Below are 19,638 nucleotides of genomic sequence, written 5' to 3' on the forward strand. Positions count from 1 at the left end.
TTATCGGCATCCGCAGCATCGAACCGACAGAACTCTCGATGAACCAAGGCAAAGCTTCCACCAGCGCGGTAAAAGCAGCTTTCAATAGCAACCGCGCCGCAAAGGTTGCCAAGCCCGCCGTACATTCATATATCTGAGAGGCGGGTCACCGAAGGCGGTCAACCCGATTTCGTTCATTTGCGATGAAAATCATGGATGCCGGGCCGATACGTTTGAGCGAAAGGCAGATGGGATTGATCTCCCGGGCACTTGCCGAGCCGCGACGTGTGCAGATCCTCAAGGAAATCGGCACGCGCAGCGAACCCATGCCCTGCAGCACGCTCAACGAGTGCCATGCCGTCAGCGCCGCGACGATGTCCCATCATATCAAGGAACTTGAGAATGCCGGTCTCATCGAGATCCAGCGGGACGGCAAATTCGCAAACCTTGTCCTGCGTCGCGATACATTGAACGCCTATATGGCGGAACTTTCCAAGATCTGACGCTTCCGACAATCTCGCCAGCATTTGCTGTCGCTGCTCTTGTATCAGTTAGATGATTATCTAAATATCAAAGTGACGATGCGGATCGGTTTTCGGGTCGCATGCGCCAAATGATTTGATGATTATAAAACTGTCTTACAATTTCCGAAGGAAGATGACATGAGCAAACTGGCAGGCAAGGTCGCGATCGTGACCGGAGCATCCAAGGGAATCGGCGCGGGCATCGCCAAGGCGATGGGCGAGGCGGGTGCAGCCGTCATCGTCAATTATGCCTCGAGCCGCGAAGGTGCCGATAAGGTGGTGGCGGAAATCACGGCAAAGGGCGGTAAGGCGCTCGCCGTTCATGGCGATGTTTCCAAGGCCGACGACGTCAAGCAACTCTTTGCCGAAGCTAAACAGGCCTTCGGACGCGTCGATATCCTCGTTAACAATGCCGGCGTCTACCAATTCGCCTCGATCGAGGAATTCGCCGAGCAGGAATTTCATCGCCAGTTCAATATCAATGTGTTGGGCACATTGCTGACTACGCAGGAAGCCGTAAAGCATTTCGGCTCCGAAGGCGGCAGTGTGATTAACATCGGCTCCAACGCCGTCAGCATGAACTTGCCGACTGCCTCCGTCTATACGGCAACCAAGGCCGCTGTGGATTCCATCACCAAGATCCTCGCCAAGGAACTCGGTTCACGCAATATCCGCGTCAACAATTTGGCACCGGGCGGCGTCGAGACCGAAGGCGTCGTCGCCGCAGGTATTATCGGCAGCGATTTTGAAAAGCATCTCGTCTCCCAGACCCCTCTCGGCCGTCTCGGCCAGCCGACCGATATCGCTCCGGTCGCCGTCTTCCTCGCTTCGCAGGATGCCGCTTGGGTAACCGGCGAAACCCTCTATGTCGGTGGTGGTCTGAAGTAGTCGCTGTTCGCGATATTTCCCTCCGAGAGGAGGGCGGTTTGCCGGGCGCGACACAACCGCGCGCCCGGTCGATACTTTAGCAAACAATTGCCAAACCACCTCATTTTCCTATTTAGTAGATCCGTTCGGGTTTTCCGACCAAGCATCACAGCCGCCAGGCCGCAAAGCGGCAATATCAGGCCGTGAGATTTCAAAACGATTCTATCTTCAATGCGATCCTACGCGGCAGCGAATGCCATCGAACTCCCCTAAGATCCGCCGGCGATCGCTGTCGTGAACAACAACGGAGGACGTCTTTATGAATACCGCCAATACCAAATCGAAATTGGGTACGCGCACCAATCTCAGCGAGGAGGCAACGCGCGATATTTCCGCAGCCTTGAGCGCCCTGCTGGCGGATGTCTTTGCCCTTTATCTCAAAACCAAGAATTTTCACTGGCACATGAGCGGGCCGCATTTCCGCGACTATCATCTGCTTCTCGACGAACAGGGCGAGCAGATTTTCGATATGACCGACCCCATGGCCGAACGCGCCAGGAAGATCGGCGGAACGACCCTGCGGTCGATCGGTCAAATCGCCAAGCTGCAGCGCATTCCGGACAATGACGCCGAATATGTCGATCCGCAGGACATGCTCGCAGAACTGGCGGACGATAATCTGAAGCTCTCTGCCGAAATGCGCGCCGTCCACGACGTCTGCGACGAGTACGGCGATGTCGCTACAGCCAGCCTTCTGGAAAACTGGATTGACGAGACCGAGCGCCGTACCTGGTTCCTGTTTGAAACCACACGCAAGTCCAACCGCTGATACTGAAACGGCGCGCCTTCGAACATGGTGAAGGCCCGTTTCGGCACGCTCGATTTCCTCGCTTCCGCACCGATGGAAGCGAGGAAATCCTTGACTCCTGTGGAAAACATCTTAGAACCGGCGACGGAAAAGGAAGACTTCCATGGTTCGCTTCGAACAGCTCGATAGCTTCAGTCACCTGGCGCAATGTGCCGGGCGGGATTTCCATTTTCCGGTTTCTTCCAAAACCAAGGCCAAAACGACGACGAAAACCGTCTGACGTCTCTGGCCTGCCGCTCTCTCCCCGGCTCGGCCGGGGACAGGAACCGGTCGTTATGACCGCGGTTCCCCCCTCGCCAAAGAGGAGAGAAGAGAAAGAGAGCTTGAGAAATGGGTTTCAAAGTTGCAGTAGCGGGCGCGACCGGGAATGTCGGCCGCGAAATGCTCAACATCCTGGCCGAACGCGGCTTCCCGGCCGATGAGGTCGTGGCACTCGCATCGGCCCGTTCGCAGGGAACCGAAGTATCCTTCGGCGACCGGACGCTGAAGGTTTCCAACCTGGAGAACTACGATTTCTCCGACACCGACATCTGCCTGATGTCGGCCGGCGGCGACGTTTCGAAGAAGTTCTCGCCGAAGATCGGCGCCCAGGGCTGCGTCGTCATCGATAACTCCTCCGCATGGCGCTACGACGCCGATGTGCCGCTGATCGTTCCGGAAGTGAACCCGGATGCCGTCACGCAGTTCACCAAGCGCAACATCATCGCCAACCCGAATTGCTCGACCGCGCAGCTCGTCGTTGCGCTGAAGCCGCTGCATGACTTCGCCAAGATCAAGCGCGTCGTCGTTTCGACCTACCAGTCGGTTTCCGGCGCCGGCAAGGACGGCATGGACGAGCTGTTCAACCAGACCCGCGCCGTCTTCGTCGCCGACCCGATCGAAGCGAAGAAGTTCACCAAGCGCATCGCCTTCAACGTCATTCCGCACATCGATGTCTTCATGGAAGACGGCTACACCAAGGAAGAGTGGAAGGTGCTGGCCGAAACCAAAAAGATGCTCGATCCGAAGATCAAGGTCACCTGCACGGCTGTGCGCGTCCCCGTCTTCATCGGCCATTCCGAATCCGTCAACATCGAGTTCGAAAACGAGATCACCGCCGACCAAGCCCGCGATATCCTGCGCGAAGCTCCCGGCTGCCTCGTCATCGACAAGCAGGAAAACGGCGGCTACATCACGCCGTACGAATCCGCCGGCGAGGACGCGACTTACATTTCGCGCATCCGTGAGGACGCAACGGTCGAAAACGGCCTCAACATCTGGGTCGTCTCCGACAACCTGCGCAAGGGCGCCGCGCTCAATGCCATCCAGATTGCCGAACTGCTCGTCAACCGCGGCCTGATCAAGCCGCGCAAGCAGGCTGCGTAAGGATCCGTAAACCAATTTACGGTTTATAAATCCTTGCCGGCTAAGCAGGATCGAATGAAAGCCTCGCCATTTCGGATGAAAGGCGGGGCTTTTGCAAATGGGTTTGGGGGTCGTGTTTCACGTGAAGCGAAACATTGATCGCTAAAATGAGATAATGACAGAACGGTTGGATGCTGGCATGGTCCAGTGGCAACTAGACAGCGCATAAGCCTGGAAACTGGAGGGTTTATGCGCCTTTCAAAACGGTTACCGCGCCCGCGGCGCGGTGAGAATTCGGGGACACTGAATGCGCATCACAAAGTCTGGAATGGCAACTCTCGTGGCGGGCGGGTTGTTGCTGGCGACGCCGATTGCCGCAAATGCGGCATCCTGTGGCAACACTTCCGCCGGTTTCGAGAATTGGGTGCAGGAATTCAAACGCGAAGCGCAAGGACAAGGCGTCAGCGCCTCGATCCTCGATAGGGCCTTCGCCAACGTTCATTACAACCAGCCCACCATCCGCGCCGATCGCGGCCAGAAGAGCTTCAAGCTTTCCTTCGAGGAATTCATGAAGAAGCGCGGCGGCCAGACCATCATCAATCGTGGCAGGAGCATGAAACAGGCCAACGCGGCACTGTTTGCCAAGATCGAGAAGCGTTTCGGCGTCCCCCCAGGCCCTATCATCGCGATCTGGGGCATGGAAACTGGCTTCGGCAGCTATATGGGTGACCAGCATACGCTCTCCGCCGTTTCGACCCTTGCCTATGATTGCCGTCGTTCGGCCTTCTTCACCGAGCAGCTCTACTCCGCCCTGAAGCTTGTCGGCGAAGGCTACCTCAGCCCGTCGGCGCGCGGCGCGGCGCATGGCGAAATCGGCCAAACGCAATTCATGCCCAAGAACGTCGTTGCCTTCGGCGTCGACGAAGATGGCGACGGCAGGGTCGACCTCGTCGGCTCGCGCGCGGATGCACTCGCTTCGACGGCCAACTTCCTGCGCGGCCATGGCTGGCAGCCCGGCGCCGGCTATCAGCCCGGCGAGCCGAATTTCTCCGCTATTGCCGGCTGGAATGACGCAAGGGTCTATCAGCAGGCGATCGCCTATATCGGTCAGCAGATCGACGGCAGGTAAGCCTGATACCATGAATTAAAAAGGCGCTGCGACCGGATGGTGCGCAGCGCCTTTTCATTTGATCTGCCGTTCGCCCCAATAAACGTCCGGCCGTTAAACGTCAGGGCGGATGAAATCGCGGGTGCTTGGGTCCATGATCCATAGCTCGCCCGTCGAAATGTCGAACCATGCACCATGCAGGTGCAACTTGCCCTCTTCTTCCCGCGCCTTGATCTCCGGGAAACTGCGCAGATTCTCCAGCGAATTGCGGATCGAAATGCGCTCAAGCGCCGTCTGGCGCTCGGCCGGTGTCATGATATCGTTGCTCTGGATCTGTTCGGCGGCCGGCTTCAGCAAGCCCATCCATCGGCCGATGAAATCGCCAGGAGACAGCGGCTCGGCATCAGGGTCCAGCGCGGCGCGGATACCGCCGCAACGGCCGTGGCCCATCACGACGATATCGGAGACCTTAAGCGACAGGACAGCGAATTCGAGTGCCGACGACGTTGCATGGAAATTGCCATCCGGCTCATAGGGCGGCACCATGTTGGCGACGTTGCGGATGACGAAGAGCTCTCCCGGGCCGGCATCGAAGATGATCTCCGGGGCCGAGCGGGAGTCACAACAGGCAATCACAAGGGTCGATGGGTTCTGGCCGAGCTCGGCCAGATTGCGATAGCGTTCGCGCTCATCGACGTAACGCCCGCTCATGAAGTTACGATAACCGTTCAGAAGGGTGTCGGGAAAGCTTTGCATGACATTGAATTACAGCGCAGTTTGGCCGATGGCAACTGTTGCGCTGCAAAAAGCGTTAACCGTCGTAAGCCGCTATTTTTTTCGCCTCTGCGCCGGATGGACCAGGTGCCGCAGCTGCACCATCGCCATCGGCGTCGACAGGCTCGCTGAATCGACGGCAAGCGTCAGCTCGTTGCTGCCGCGTTTGACGGCGCGCGCCAGCACTTCGTAGACGCTGGCCGTCGTCAGCTGCAGTGCCCTTTCCTCGTCCACGCCGGAGAGCAGGCGCGACAGGAACACGGCGGACAGGAGATCGCCAAGGCCGTTCGGCGCCCCCTCGATGCTGCGATGCTCGGCAAGCAGCGCGTTTCGGCCGCTGAGATAGAGATTACCGATGCCGCCGGCCATCATCGGCACAGCCGAGGTTACCAGCATGCGCGAAGGTCCCAGCGCAAGGGCCGCCTCCATGATGGCGTTGTTATCCTCGAGTGGCGCACCGGCCAGCCACGCAAGCTCGTAACGGTTCGGCGTGGCCAAGGAGGCTAGCGGGATCAGGAGATCGCGGATGGCTTCGGCCGTTGCCTCGGGCACGTAAAGGCCGCCAGCGTCGCCGATCACAGGATCGCAGGCATAGAAAAGATCGGGATTCTTTTCCCGCAGGGCAGTCACCAGCCTGGCGACGGAGCGCGCCTGTGCGGCATTGCCGAAATAGCCCGAGAGAACCGCCTTCACCTCGGAAAGCCAGGGTGCCGCTATGAGATCGTCGACGGCGTGGTCGAAATCCGCCTCGTTGAAGGTCAGCCGCGTAGAGCGGCCATGCCCCGGATGCCAGGGCAGAACGATGGTCGGCAGCGCCCAGACAGGGTGGCCGAGCGTTTCCAGCGCGAAAACGGCCGCACGATTGCCGACGGAGCCTCTGACGACATGACTGGAAATGACGATAACGGCGCCGGCCGACATTTGCGACATGATCTTGCTTTCAGTTCAGGGCTTCGCACTGCATGGCGCCGTTGATGATCCCTTTGGCGCCACTCTGTCAACCGCGCTTCACAGAGTCATGAAAACCTCTGTTGACGTCCGTGTTTCGCCAATTTCATGCCAATGTTCATCTGCTTTGCATCCAGATCGCATATTCCAGCAAGATTTTTAAAAAAACGGAGCGAAATCGGTCCAAAAGCAACCAAATCCGCATTCTTTTTGCCAGTTTTTTCGCTAAACCTTCTGCTACTGTGGTCAGAATTTGAAAATCGGGAGGAATTTCATGGCGCCCAGAACCAATCCGAAACGGGAAAAACAGATCGACACGGCACGCAAAATAGCCGCGGCATCGGGCAAGGCGCATCTTGATCCCGAAATCCTGTTCGGTCGCGCCAGCAATGACGATATGGAGCGGTACACTCCGGAAATGCTAGCTCTTGCCGCGAGGCACGCGGCCAGGGAACTGGCAGCCTGGAGCGGTACCTCTCCGCGCGTCAGCATCGAGCAGGTCGCCAATATCGAGCCCGATGGCACCGCCGTGTCGATCCTCTCCATCACCGACCACAACATGCCCTTCCTTTACGAATCGATCATGGGCGAGGTGACCAGCAGCTACCGCGATCTCTATATGGCGGTGCACCCTATCCTGGTCATCGAGAAGGGCAAGCAGCCGAGCCTCTATTCCGCCGATCAGCCAAGCGACCCAGCCCATCGCGTCAGCCATATCCAGCTTCATCTCTCGCCCTTGACGACAGCGCAGGCGACCGATCTGACCAAGCGGGTCCAGACCGTGCTCGATCAGACGCATCTCACCGTTTCCGACTGGAAGCCGATGCTGTCGCGCCTCGATACCGTCATTTCCGAACTTTCCACCTATGAGGCAGCTGGCCGCCGCAAGAACGATCGCGACGAGGCGCTCGCCTTCCTTGCCTGGCTACGGGATGGTAATTTCACCTTCCTCGGCATGCGCGAATATGTCTATTCCGGCAAGGGCGCCAATGCCAAGGTGGAGCGCGATCGGGGCACCGGCCTCGGCATTCTCTCCAATCCGGATGTGCGCGTTCTCCGACAGGGGAAGGACGCCGTCACCACGACGCCGGAAATTCTCGCCTTCCTCGACGGGCCGGATTTCCTGATCGTCACCAAAGCCAACGTCAAATCGATCGTCCACCGCCGTGCCTATATGGATTATGTCGGCGTCAAGCGCTTCGATGCGGACGGCAATGTCACGGGCGAACTGCGCATTGTCGGCCTTTTCACCTCCACAGCCTATACCAGTGCGGCAGCCGAAGTGCCGCTGCTGCGCTCGAAAGTACAGAAGGTCAAGGATCATTTCGGCTTCGATCCCACGAGCCATTCCGGCCGCATGCTTGAAAACACGCTGGAATCCTATCCGCGCGACGATCTCTTCCAGATCGACACCACGCTGCTCGCAAGCTTCGCCGAACAAATCAATGACCTGACAGACCGGCCGCGGGTGCGGGCGCTGCCGCGCATCGACCATTTCGACCGTTTCGTCTCGGTGATCGTCTATGTTCCGCGCGAGGAATATGATTCCGTCGTCCGCGAAAAGATCGGCAACTACCTGAAGTCAGTCTATGACGGTCGCGTCTCCGCCTATTATCCGGCCTTCCCGGAAGGCGGCGTGGCGCGCGTGCATTTCATCATCGGCCGCAGCGCCGGCAAGACGCCGCATATTCCGCAAGCGAAACTCGAAGAGGCGATCCGCGCCATCACCGCCCGCTGGGACGAACGCTTCGTCATGCTGGCAGGCCCGAAGGCGCCGAGCATCTCCGTCAGCCAGGCCTTTCAGGAAGCCTTCTCGCCGGAAGACGCTGTTGCCGATCTGCCTGATATCACGGCAACCGCCGGCGCCGAACCGATCCGCATCGCCTTTTATATCCGCAAGGATGAGGCCGGCGACATTTTCTCGCTGAAGATCTTTCATGGCCAGGGCAACCTGGCGCTGTCGCGCCGCGTGCCGCTCCTCGAAAATCTCGGCTTCAACGTCATGAGCGAGCGCACCTTCGATATTTATGTCACTGCCAGGGACGGCTCGACCGGCCATGTCGTCCTTCACGATATGGAGCTCGAAGCTCGCAGCGGCGCGACGATCGATCTCGCCCGCCATGGCGCGGCACTGGAGGAAGCTTTCCTCGCCGCCTTCGACGGCACGATCGACAATGATGCCTTCAACCGGCTGATCGTCTCCGCCGACCTTTCCGCTCGCGAGACCAATGTGCTCCGCGCCTATTCCCGCTATCTACGCCAGGCAGGCATCGCCTATTCGCAGGATTACATCGCCGCGACCCTGGACAAATACCCGCGCATCGCTGCCTCGCTTTTCCGCCTCTTCCATGACACGCTTGATCCGAAGCTCAGCGAGAAGAACCGCACGAAAAAGCTTGTCGACCTGCATGCGGGCATCGAAGCCCAGCTTGCCGACGTTCCAAGCCTCGACGACGACCGCATCCTGCGCCGCTACGTCAACGCCATCGATGCGACGCTACGCACCAACTATTTCCAGAAGAACACCGACGGCACGCCAAAGGCCATGCTTGCCTTCAAGCTCGATCCGAAACTGCTGGATGGCCTGCCCGAACCGCGCCCCTTCCGCGAAATCTTCGTCTACGGCGTCGAAGTGGAGGGCGTCCACCTGCGCTTCGGCAAGGTGGCGCGCGGCGGCCTGCGCTGGTCGGATCGTGCGGAAGACTATCGCACCGAAGTGCTGGGCCTCGTAAAGGCGCAGCAGGTCAAGAACGCTGTTATCGTGCCCGTCGGCGCCAAGGGTGGCTTCTATCCGAAGAAGCTTCCGGTCGGCGGCAGCCGCGACGAAATCTTCAACGCCGGCCGCGAGGCCTATAAGACCTATATCCGCACGCTGCTGTCGATCACCGACAACATCTCCGGCGCCGATATCATTCCACCGGCCGACACCGTGCGGCTTGACGGCGACGACCCCTATTTCGTCGTCGCCGCCGACAAGGGCACCGCCACCTTCTCCGACACCGCCAATGCGCTGGCGCAGGAAGCCGGCTTCTGGCTGGACGATGCCTTTGCCTCGGGCGGCTCGGCCGGTTACGATCACAAGAAGATGGGCATCACCGCCCGCGGTGCGTGGGAAACGGTGAAGCGGCATTTCCGCGAAATGGACATCGACATCCAGACGACGCCCTTCAGCGTCGTCGGCGTCGGCGACATGTCCGGCGACGTCTTCGGCAACGGCATGCTGCTGTCGCCGAAAATCCGCCTGCTTGCCGCCTTCGACCATCGCGACATCTTCATCGATCCCGATCCGGACATGGACAAGACGCTCGCCGAACGGCAACGCCTCTTCAACCTGCCGCGTTCGAGCTGGCAGGACTTCGACAAGTCGGTCCTGTCGAAGGGCGCCATGATCATCTCGCGCTCGGCCAAATCGGTCACGCTGACGCCGGAAGCGGTCGCTGCCATCGGCATCGAGAAGTCGGTCGCAACCCCCTTCGAGATCATGACGGCGATCCTCAAGGCGCCGGTGGACCTGCTATGGTTCGGCGGCATCGGCACCTACGTCAAGGCAACCGCTGAAACGGACTCGGACGTCGGTGATCGCGCCAACGATCCAATCCGCATCACGGCCGACGAGGTTCGCGCCAGGGTGATCGGCGAGGGCGCCAACCTCGGCGTCACTCAGAAAGGCCGCATCGCCTATGGCCTGAAGGGCGGGCGCTGCAACTCCGACGCCATCGATAACTCCGCCGGGGTCAACACCTCCGACGTCGAGGTCAACATCAAAATCGCGCTTGCGAATGCCATGCATGACGGCCGGCTGACACGCGCCAAGCGTGACACGCTGCTCGCCTCCATGACCGACGAGGTCGCAGCGCTCGTTCTGCGCAACAATTATCTGCAATCCTTGGCAATCTCGCTGTCAGAGCGCAAGGGCACAGGCAACGCTCTCGAACTCAGCCGCTTCATGAGCGTGCTGGAAGCGGCCAAGCAGCTCAACCGCAAGGTGGAGACCCTGCCGGACGATCAGACCTTCGCCGAACGCTATGCCAACGGACGCCCGTTGACCCGCCCCGAAATCGGTGTGCTGCTCTCCTACGCCAAGATCGTTCTATTCGATGCGATCGTTGCCAGCGACCTGCCCGACGATCCCTATTTCGCCGCCACCCTCAGCCGCTATTTCCCGGCCAAGATGCAGCGCTCGAATGCCACGGATATCGAAAACCATCGTCTGCGCCGCGAGATCATCGGCACGGCGCTTGCCAACGAAGCGATCAACCGTGGTGGCCCGGGCTTTGTCGTCAGTATGATGGACGCGACGGCCGTATCGGCTGCCGAAGTCGTCAAGGCGGCCGTCATCGCGCGCGACGGTTTCGATCTCGACCGGCTCTGGAACGAGACCGACGCGCTTGACGGTAAGGTCGGCGGCCAGATGCAGAACCGAGTCTATGGCGAGATCACCGAGGTCTATACCGCGCTGACGCGCCTCCTCCTGAAGACCGGAGCGACCAAGGGCGATATCGACGAAACCGTTAGCCGGCTTGGTGCGGCCCTGAAGAAGCTGCGGCCAGTCTTCCTGACTCATATCCCAGCAGATTTTGCAGCCGAAATCGCCGCTCGCGAAGCCGAATACCAGGCTGCCGGCCTGCCGGAGAAGCTCGCTTCGGAGATCGCCACGATCTACGCGCTCGTCCTCGTGCCTGAGATCATGCAGATCGCCGAGCGCACTGGCGATACGCTGAACCGGGCCGCAGAAAGCTACTTCACCGTCTCGCAGACCTTCCGCGTCGGCCGTCTGTTGCTCGCCGGCAGCCGGATCGTGACAGGCGATCATTATGAGAGCCTCGCTTTGGCGCGCAGCCTCGACCAGATCGCCGGCGCTCGCCGCGATATCGTCATTTCCGCATTGTCCAACCATCCGAAGGACAAGCAGCCGGTTCAGGCATGGCATGCGGAAGACCGTATCCGCATCAATCGCATCGCCGAAGAGCTCGGCGGCCTAAGCGAAAGCGGCGATCCCAATCTCGCGCGCATCACCGTCGCCGCCGGTCTGCTCACCGATCTTGCGAACGGCCGGGCAAGATGACACAGTCCGCCCGACCCCGTCATGCGGGTGAGGGAATGAGGGCGGAATCTGGTGGCGACCGAAATTGTTGACGATAACGTGCCGGCAAAAGTGCCGGCACGCGGTATCTGGGGCTGGATGTTCTTCGACTGGGCGGCCCAACCCTTCTTCACCGTCGTCACCACCTTCATCTTCGGCCCCTATTTTGTCGCGCGGCTGACGGCCGATCCCGTCTCCGCCCAGACGACATGGAGCAATATGGCGACGATCTCCTCGGTGATCATCGCCATTCTCTCCCCGGTCCTTGGCTCGATCGCCGATCAATCCGGCGCCCGCAAACCATGGATCGCCTTCTTCGCCGTCATCAAGATTGCAAGCCTTTTCTGCCTCTGGGGCGCAGCCCCTGGATCACCCGTCATCTATCCGGTGATTTTTATGATCCTGGCTTCGATCTCGGCCGAATTCTCGATCGTCTTCAACGATTCCATGATGCCGCGGCTGGTGGGCAAGGACGATGTCGGCAGGCTGTCGAACGCCGCCTGGGGGCTCGGCTATCTCGGCGGCATGATCGTGCTGATCGCCGTCGTGACCCTGCTTGCCGGCAATCCGCAGACCGGCAAGACCGTTCTCGGCCTCAGCCCGCTCTTCGGCCTCGACGCCACGCTGGGCGAGGATGCGCGTATCACCGGGCCGATCTCGGCCGTGTGGTATTTCATCTTCATTCTGCCGATGTTGCTCTTCACGCCGGATGCCGCACGCGGCCTGCCGCTTCGCGCCGCAGTCCGCTCCGGCCTGCAGGAACTCTCCACGACCTTGGTCGAGCTCAGGCGCCGGCGCGGCATCAGCCTCTTTCTTGTCGCCCGCATGATCTATCAGGATGGCGTCAACGGGCTCTTGATCCTTGGAGGCACTTTCGCGGCCGGCATGTTTGGCTGGGCGACGATCGAAATCGGCATCTACGGCATCATTCTCAACGTCATCGCCATCTTCGGCTGCTTTGCCGCCGGCTATGTCGATCGCTGGCTGGGATCGAAGACAACAGTCGTCATCAGCCTGACTTTGCTGCTCGTGGCCACCTTCGGCATCATATCGACCGGACCGGGCTTTACGCTCTTCGGCCTCGTGCCGCTTTCGACCCTCGATGCCGGCGGCCTGTTCGGCACGGCAGCGGAAAAAGCTTATATCGGCTATGGGCTGCTGATTGGCATCGCTTTCGGTCCCGTCCAGGCCTCCTCGCGCTCCTATCTTGCTCGCAGCGTCAGTCTTTCGGAGGCCGGCCGTTACTTCGGCATCTATGCGCTCTCGGGCCGCGCCACCAGCTTCATGGCGACCCTGTTCTTCTCGCTGGTGACCTATTGGAGCGGCTCTGCCCGCCTCGGCATGACGACGCTCGTCATCTTCCTCGCCGGTGGCCTGCTGCTTCTGTTGCCGACACCCTATCCAGCCGACAAGGCGAAGTAGGCAAAGAAAATCCCGGCTGGCAAACCAACCGGGATATACGCTTTACAAATCCGGTATATCCGCCGCTCAGTGGCGGAAGTGGCGAACGCCCGTGAAGACCATTGCGACGTTATGCTCGTTGGCCGCGTCGATCACTTCCTGGTCGCGCATCGAGCCGCCGGGCTGGATGACGGCCGTGGCGCCCGCGGCAATCGCCGAAAGCAACCCGTCGGCAAACGGCAGGAAGGCTTCGGAAGCAACAGCGGAACCGCGCGTCAGCGGCTCGGCAAGCCCCATGGCCTTGGCGGCTTCCTCGGCCTTGATAGCGGCGATCCGGGCAGAATCGACGCGGCTCATCTGTCCGGCGCCGATGCCGGCCGTCTGGCCATCCTTAGCGTAAACGACAGCGTTCGACTTCACATGCTTCGCGACGCGGAAGGCGAACTTCATGTCTTCCAGCTCCTGCGCCGTCGGCGCACGCTTGGTCACGACCTTGAGCTCCATATCCTCGACCAAAGCATTGTCGCGGTTCTGAACCAGCAGCCCGCCGGAGACGGTCTTTGCGGTCAGGCCAGCTGCACGCGGATCGGGCAGGGCGCCGACCGCGAGCAGGCGGAGATTAGGCTTGCGGGCAATGATCGCCTTGGCTTCCTCGCTCACTTCAGGCGCGATGATGACCTCGGTGAAGAGCTTGACGATCTCTTCGGCCGTTTCGGCATCGAGCAGGCTGTTCAGCGCAATGATGCCGCCGAACGCAGAGGTGGAATCGCAGGCAAGCGCCCGCTTATAGGCTTCCACCAGGCTTGGGCCGGTGGCAACGCCGCAGGGATTGGCGTGCTTGATGATCGCGCAGGCTGGCCCCTTTTCCGGCAGGAATTCGGCAACGAGCTCATAGGCCGCGTCGGTGTCGTTGATGTTGTTGTAGGACAACTGCTTGCCCTGGATGAGCGTCGCCGTCGAGACGCCGGGGCGGTTTTCGCCGGTCAGGTAGAAAGCCGCCTTCTGGTGCGGGTTCTCGCCGTAGCGCATCTCCTCGCGAAGAACGCCGCCGATGACACGGTGGCGCGGCGTGGCGATATCGAGCGCTTCGGCAAACCAGTTGGAGATCATCGCGTCGTAAGCAGCGGTGCGGGCAAAAGCCTTGGCGGCCATGCGCTTGCGGAAATCATAGGTCGTCTGGCCGGCGTCGGCGGAAAGCTGCGCCAGCAGTTCGGCGTAATCGGCGGGATCTGTCAGTGTCGTTACATAGGCATGGTTCTTGGCCGAAGCGCGGATCATCGCCGGGCCGCCGATGTCGATATTCTCCACCGTCGTCGGATAGTCGCCACCGGCCTTGCGCACGTCCTCGAAGGGATAGAGGTTGATAACGGCAAGATCGATGCCTTCGATGCCGTGTTCCTTCATCGCGGCCTGATGCTCGGCATCGTCACGAATGGCCAGCAGGCCGCCATGCACCTTCGGATGCAGCGTCTTGACGCGGCCGTCCATGATCTCCGGAAAATTTGTCACTTCCGAAACGTCGGTCACCGCAAGCCCTGCTGCAGCAATCGCCTTGTGCGTGCCACCGGTCGACAGCAGGCGCACGCCCTGTTCGCTCAGCGCACGCGCCAGCTCGACGATGCCGGTCTTGTCGAAGACGGACAGAAGCGCGGTTTTCACCTTCACCTTGTCGGGAGCGGGAATTTTCTTGGAAACGACGGCCATGGGCTTTCTCCGGTCTAGAGCAACTCCAGGAAAAGTGTATGGCGGTTTTCCGTCCGGAGTTGCGATAACAAAAAACAGAGCGGAAACGCTCTGGAATGAGGAGATGAAGCGTCCGGCGGGAAGGCGCGGGACGGATAATGCCGCCCCGTTAGCATAGCTCACGCGCTTAGCCTATGGCCGATGCGATAAAAACCAGCGGATTTCCGGCTTTTCCGTGATCCGGAAGACGATCTCGAGCTGATCGGAGGAGCGCATGCCCGAGGGATCGGCAAAGAAGATATCCTCCGCGACAAGCACTTCATTGCCGGGCGAGGAGAAGACCCAGGTCTCTCCATCCGGCGCGATCAGCAGCGCGGCATCCGTCTCGGTCTGCAGCAGGCTGATGGAGGGGTGAATGTGAAAGCGGGCCGAAGCGATGCCCTCACCCTTCGGCTGATGCTTCTTGCCCTCCGGCGCGAAGAACCGGTCGCGGCCGGCGACGATCGTGCCGCTGGCATTCAGACTGATCTCGCGCTCATGAACATAGCCGAAGGCGGAGAGATAGCCGTCATGCGCGGCGCGGACATAGTCTCGCCCGTCTTCCGTCTCGGCGCGCTCGACGATGACCTTCTTGACGCCGCTGACCATGATCGGCCCAAGCGATTTCGATTTGGAGAACTGACAGGACGAGGTGTCGTTGAGCGTGACGGTCGAATGCGCCGCGGTCGCCCGCGCGGTTTGCGCAAAGCGATCACCCGCAAACTCCGGCGAACCGGAATTAATGATGAAGCGCGTCTTGCCCGACGACATTTCGAAGGAAAGACAGCCGGCATGGGCCGTGCGGCTGAGATCGGCCGAAGCCGCGGTTCCCACGTCGACGATGACGACGGCCGGACCGGCCGCCAACCGATGATATTTGGTATGCGGCAGCGCCTTGAAGGCCTGCCCTGCTGTTTCGTCATAGCGCAGCACCGACATCAGCTCGTTGGCGAGCGTCGAGGTCGCACCGTTGAACAGCGCCAGATCGCCATCCTGATGGCGGAAGAAGCGCAGTGCCGGATACATGCGGTCGATGCCGGGAATGAGCCGGATCGGCACGTCATGGCCGAGATTGACATAGGTCTGGCGGAGCGGCAGCAGATCGAGCAGGAGCTCGAGCGATGCCCGCGGATTGCGCGAGATATGGCCGCCATCCTGGAGGATTTGCCGGTCGATCTCCCGGTCGAGTGCCTGCCCCGCTCGCTTCAGTGTAAGGGAACTGCTCGGCATGGCGACCGAGGCCATGGCAAGCGCGATACGCACGCGGAACCTTGTGATCCCGTCAGGGGATGACGCAACGATCCGCCGCAGAAAGCGCACATGAAAGACGAGCATGCGCATGAAGCGGCGGTAGAAAGCACTATCCGTGCCCTGCAGGAGTACAGGCGAATGCGACAGAAGCGCGATCAGCCGCTGCGCCGCTATATCGGGCGACCAGGCAAGGCCATGCAGCCGGCGGCCGTGGACGGCAATCCAGTCGGTGAGGATCGATCGCGCCGCGGCTGAGGCCTGATCACTCTTTTCCGCCCGTAAATGCCGCAGCCAGCGAAAATTATGCAGCCGGGCGGCAAAGGCCAGCGATGGCAGCTCCAGCGAAAAGGGCGATGCGCCCTGCGTTTCCAGGACGCGCCCGGCGAGCAGAATGCGGCCGTTCAAAAGCTCTTCGACGAAAAAGGGATCGATGCTACGCAGGTCGGTCGGTGCCACGATCAAGCGCTCCGGCACACGCATCGTGTGGCGGGTGAGACGCAATCGCGTCAACGCCGCGCGGCGCGACATCCGCCGCCATGCTTCCCGCATGTATGAACTCACAAAACCCTGCCGCAGATCTGCATATTTGCTTCTGCTTACTCTCACTACCCGTGGTTAAAAAGAGGTTACAAATATACCAATTAAAGACATGTTCACCGGTTTTTTAACCATCCGGTAAAAGCGATCTGAGCTGGGGAACTAACGCGTGCGGCGAAGCACGACGGCAAAGAAGCCGTCGAGACCGGAAGCAAAGCCATCGGCAAGCGGCAGCATGTCCGGCGTGGTGCGGAACGCTCCAAGCGGCGAGATCGCCGTTTCGAGACCTAGCCAATTGCTCGCAGCGATCGGTATGCGCTCGACATTGTCGGTATCGGAGAGGAGGCGCGCGACCAGATCTTCGCCCTCCTCGGGATCGAGCGAGCAATTGGAGAAGACCACCACACCGCCCGGCTTGACCAATGTCAGGGCATGGCGCAGCAGGCGCTCCTGCAGGGCGGCCAGCTTGGCGATATCCTCCGGTCCCTTGGTCCACAGCACGTCCGGATGGCGGCGTGTCGTTCCAGTCGAGGAGCAGGGGGCATCGAGAAGAGCCGCGTCGAAGAGTTCGTCAGGGCGATATTTGCTCATATCGGCAACGACGGTTTCTGCCTCGAAGCTCAGGCGTGCCAGATTACCGGACAGCCGCTTCAGCCGATTGGCGGATTGATCGAGGGCCGTGACCTTAGCGCCGGCGAGAATGAGTTGCGCCGTCTTGCCGCCAGGTGCTGCGCAGAGATCCACCACCCGCTTGCCGGTCAGCGAGCCGAAAAGCTTTGCGGGAATGCTGGCGGCGGCATCCTGAACCCACCACTCACCCTCATTGAAGCCTTCCAGCGAGGGAATGGACCCTTCGAAAGCGGCAAGCCGCACGCCGCCGGTCGGCAGCACTACGCCGTTCAACCGCTTCGCCCAGCCTTCGGGATCGGATTTGACCGTGAGGTCGATCGCGGCAGGCTCGAGCTGCGTGTCAGAAATCTTTAGCGCGGCGGGGGCGCCATAGGCGGCTTCCAGGCGGGACAGGAACCAGGCCGGCATGGCCGGCACGTTCGCAACCCGCTCGAGGATTTCCTGCTTTTCGCGGCCGATGCGGCGGAGAATGGCGTTGACCAGCTTAGCGAAACGGCGATTGCGCGGATCGCGATTGGCTTGCTCGACAGCAAGATCGACGGCGGAATGATCCGGCACGTCAAGATAGAGGATCTGCGTAGCACCAACGACGAGCACATGATGCAGGGCACGGGCGCCTTCCGGCAGCGGCGAATCCAGCAACGACGATATCGCCGCCTCGATGCGCGGCAGGTGCCGCAACGCGCTGTTCAGGATGGCCCGTACCAGTGCCCGGTCGCTGTCGCTGAGCGTGGTATAGGCGGCACTGCCACCTTCGGCATCGAGCATGCCGTCGAGCGGCGTCTTGCGGTCGAGCACGGCTCCCAGAATCTTTGACGCCGCCGCGCGGGCCTCAAGCCCGGGCTTGGGCGGAGACGAATCAAGCGGCCGCGATTGCTGCGGCCGCTTGCCCGATCGTTTTCCGTCTCTATTGGAAGCTTTGTTTTTCGTGTCAGAACTCAAGACCAGGGACCCTTCGGCGGTTGCGAACCACCGCGACCCGTATTCGGCACGGAACGCGATTTGCGCCCCGGATTATCAGTGAAGGACGGCCCCGTCGAGCCAAAGCCGGAAGATGGGGCGGAAGAGGATGTCATAGGCGAGCCGCCGCCGCCACCGAAACGAGCCATGTCATGCAGCGCGACGATGCGGTTTTCCGTATTCGGATGGGTGGAAAACAGATTGTCCATGCGTTCGCCGGAGAGCGGATTGATGATGAACATATGCGCGGTCGCCGGATGGCCTTCGGCCTCTTCGTTCGGAATATGCGCTGCACCGCGAGCGATCTTGCCGAGCGCGGAGGCGAGCCAAAGCGGATTGCCGCAGATTTCCGCGCCACGGCGGTCGGCAGAATATTCGCGCGTCCGGCTGATCGCCATCTGCACCAGCATGGCAGCCAGGGGGGCGACGATCATCGCCACGAGAACGCCGACGATGCCGAGCGGATTGTTGTTGTCGCGGCGGCCGCCGAAGAAAAAAGCGAAATTGCCGAGCATGGAGATGGCACCGGCAAGCGTCGCCGTGATCGTCATGGTCAGCGTGTCGCGGTTCTGCACGTGCGCAAGCTCGTGTGCCATCACGCCGGCTACTTCCTCCGGCGTCAGCGCGTGCAGCAGGCCGGTGGAGGCTGCAACAGCGGCGTTTTCCGGATTGCGGCCCGTTGCAAAGGCGTTCGGCTGCGGGCTGTCATAGAGATAAACCTTAGGCATCGGCAGGCCGGCGTTGCGGGCGAGATCGCGGACGATGCGGTAGAATTCCGGCGCGCTACGCTCATCCACCTCCTGAGCACCATAGGTTGACAGCACCATGCGGTCGGAATTCCAGTAGGAAAAGAAATTCATGCCCGCGGCGGCGACCAATGCGATCAGCATGCCCGATTGACCGCCGATCAGATAGCCGACGCCCATGAACAAAGCGGTCATGAAGGCAAGCAGCATGGCAGTACGCATGAGATTCATCGAGAGGTCTCCAACACATCTGTCGTCCAAACCTTTCTCTTTGCGGCCGGACGCACTATGATTTGGCTATTCCTCCCTCCATTTCAATATTTCGGAGGTCGCGCGAGACCATGCAAACCGCAGATAACGACAATAAACTCGACACCGAAGCCGGCGATATCACCCGCAAGCCACTCTCGCCCGCCGCCAAGCGCGCGCTTGCCGAAGCCGAGGAGCGCCGTAAGGCGCAGGAAGCTCAAGCGCAGGCCGAACTTCCCCCCGAAATCGGCGGCCGCGGCGGTGCCGACCCCGCACGCTTCGGCGACTGGGAAATCAACGGCCGCGCGATTGATTTTTGATTCTCGACGAAGTTCGAGTGCATTCGCTACGTTGATATGAACTGTACTTCCCCTATCGGAACCAGGCGCGCATTATTGGAGAGACAATGGGTTCAATTTCCGAACCCTACTACCAAGTTGGCGACATAATGCTGCATGCGCGATTAATGGCCCTTATTGACGAAGGAAAGCTCATTGCTGAGGGCGATCCGTGGAATATCCAGACTTGCCAATCTGGCTTTTGCAATGAGCTCTCGAAATCAGTGAAGGTTTCACGTGAAAAAAATTGGCGAGAGACAAGCCCTCGCCAACGCAAATTTCCTGATTTTACGATATGAGTGGGAGCGG

The 19,638-nt window shown here is 60.5% G+C and carries 15 protein-coding genes; 9 read left to right on the forward strand and 6 right to left on the reverse strand.

What is annotated here, in order from left to right:
- Positions 1-227: 227 nt before the first annotated feature.
- The 5 genes from DQ393_RS00400 (at position 228) to DQ393_RS00420 (ending at position 4,711) form a co-directional block, all read left to right on the forward strand.
- Complete coding sequence (locus DQ393_RS00400; RefSeq protein ID WP_112339939.1) at positions 228-482, forward strand: ArsR/SmtB family transcription factor; 255 nt, start codon at positions 228-230, stop codon at positions 480-482.
- Between the two features lie 159 nt (positions 483-641).
- Positions 642-1,391, forward strand: a complete 750-nt coding sequence (locus tag DQ393_RS00405) for an SDR family NAD(P)-dependent oxidoreductase (RefSeq protein WP_112339854.1) — start codon at positions 642-644, stop codon at positions 1,389-1,391.
- Positions 1,392-1,689: 298 nt separating this feature from the next.
- Positions 1,690-2,199, forward strand: a complete 510-nt coding sequence (locus tag DQ393_RS00410) for a Dps family protein (protein WP_112339855.1) — start codon at positions 1,690-1,692, stop codon at positions 2,197-2,199.
- 369 nt (positions 2,200-2,568) lie between these two features.
- The gene (locus tag DQ393_RS00415; RefSeq protein ID WP_112339856.1) at positions 2,569-3,603 is read left to right on the forward strand and encodes an aspartate-semialdehyde dehydrogenase; all 1,035 of its coding nucleotides are present in this window, start codon (positions 2,569-2,571) and stop codon (positions 3,601-3,603) included.
- Between the two features lie 286 nt (positions 3,604-3,889).
- Complete coding sequence (locus DQ393_RS00420; protein WP_112339857.1) at positions 3,890-4,711, forward strand: lytic murein transglycosylase; 822 nt, start codon at positions 3,890-3,892, stop codon at positions 4,709-4,711.
- Positions 4,712-4,804: 93 nt separating this feature from the next.
- Here DQ393_RS00420 and DQ393_RS00425 read toward each other — a convergent pair whose 3' ends face one another.
- Positions 4,805-5,446: a carbonic anhydrase gene (locus DQ393_RS00425; RefSeq protein ID WP_112339858.1), complete on the reverse strand. Its 642-nt coding sequence runs from the start codon at positions 5,444-5,446 to the stop codon at positions 4,805-4,807.
- A 72-nt stretch (positions 5,447-5,518) separates the two neighbouring features.
- Entirely contained in the window at positions 5,519-6,394 is an 876-nt protein-coding gene (gene pdxY / locus DQ393_RS00430) for a pyridoxal kinase PdxY (RefSeq protein WP_112339859.1), read from the reverse strand.
- A gap of 292 nt (positions 6,395-6,686) precedes the next feature.
- On the opposite strand from pdxY, the gene DQ393_RS00435 reads away from it, so the two are divergent.
- Together DQ393_RS00435 and DQ393_RS00440 are read left to right on the forward strand one after the other, a co-directional pair.
- Positions 6,687-11,477 carry an NAD-glutamate dehydrogenase gene (locus DQ393_RS00435; protein WP_112339860.1) on the forward strand — a complete coding sequence of 1,597 codons (4,791 nt, stop codon included), beginning with the start codon at positions 6,687-6,689 and terminating at the stop codon, positions 11,475-11,477.
- A 48-nt stretch (positions 11,478-11,525) separates the two neighbouring features.
- Entirely contained in the window at positions 11,526-12,917 is a 1,392-nt protein-coding gene (locus DQ393_RS00440; RefSeq protein WP_112339861.1) for an MFS transporter, read from the forward strand.
- Between the two features lie 66 nt (positions 12,918-12,983).
- Here the strand turns inward: DQ393_RS00440 and purH are convergent, their stop codons facing one another.
- The 4 genes from purH to htpX form a co-directional block, all read right to left on the reverse strand.
- On the reverse strand, positions 12,984-14,600 hold the full coding sequence (gene purH / locus DQ393_RS00445; RefSeq protein WP_069613893.1) for a bifunctional phosphoribosylaminoimidazolecarboxamide formyltransferase/IMP cyclohydrolase: 1,617 nt from the start codon (positions 14,598-14,600) through the stop codon (positions 12,984-12,986).
- A gap of 171 nt (positions 14,601-14,771) precedes the next feature.
- Positions 14,772-16,418, reverse strand: coding sequence for a heparinase II/III family protein (locus DQ393_RS00450; RefSeq protein WP_112339862.1), 1,647 nt, complete (start codon positions 16,416-16,418; stop codon positions 14,772-14,774).
- Positions 16,419-16,568: 150 nt separating this feature from the next.
- Positions 16,569-17,978, reverse strand: coding sequence for an RsmB/NOP family class I SAM-dependent RNA methyltransferase (locus DQ393_RS00455; RefSeq protein WP_112339863.1), 1,410 nt, complete (start codon positions 17,976-17,978; stop codon positions 16,569-16,571).
- Positions 17,975-18,973, reverse strand: coding sequence for a zinc metalloprotease HtpX (htpX, locus tag DQ393_RS00460; protein ID WP_112339864.1), 999 nt, complete (start codon positions 18,971-18,973; stop codon positions 17,975-17,977). Before htpX ends, DQ393_RS00455 begins: the two co-directional genes overlap by 4 nt.
- A 110-nt stretch (positions 18,974-19,083) precedes the next feature.
- On the opposite strand from htpX, the gene DQ393_RS00465 reads away from it, so the two are divergent.
- On the forward strand, positions 19,084-19,311 hold the full coding sequence (locus DQ393_RS00465; RefSeq protein ID WP_112339865.1) for a DUF1674 domain-containing protein: 228 nt from the start codon (positions 19,084-19,086) through the stop codon (positions 19,309-19,311).
- 41 nt (positions 19,312-19,352) lie between these two features.
- Positions 19,353-19,628, forward strand: coding sequence for a DUF3658 domain-containing protein (locus DQ393_RS00470; protein ID WP_281023919.1), 276 nt, complete (start codon positions 19,353-19,355; stop codon positions 19,626-19,628).
- Positions 19,629-19,638 lie beyond the last annotated feature (10 nt).

This window comes from Martinezella tropici (genome assembly GCF_003287875.1).
Classification (GTDB): Bacteria; Pseudomonadota; Alphaproteobacteria; order Rhizobiales; family Rhizobiaceae; genus Rhizobium; species Rhizobium tropici_C.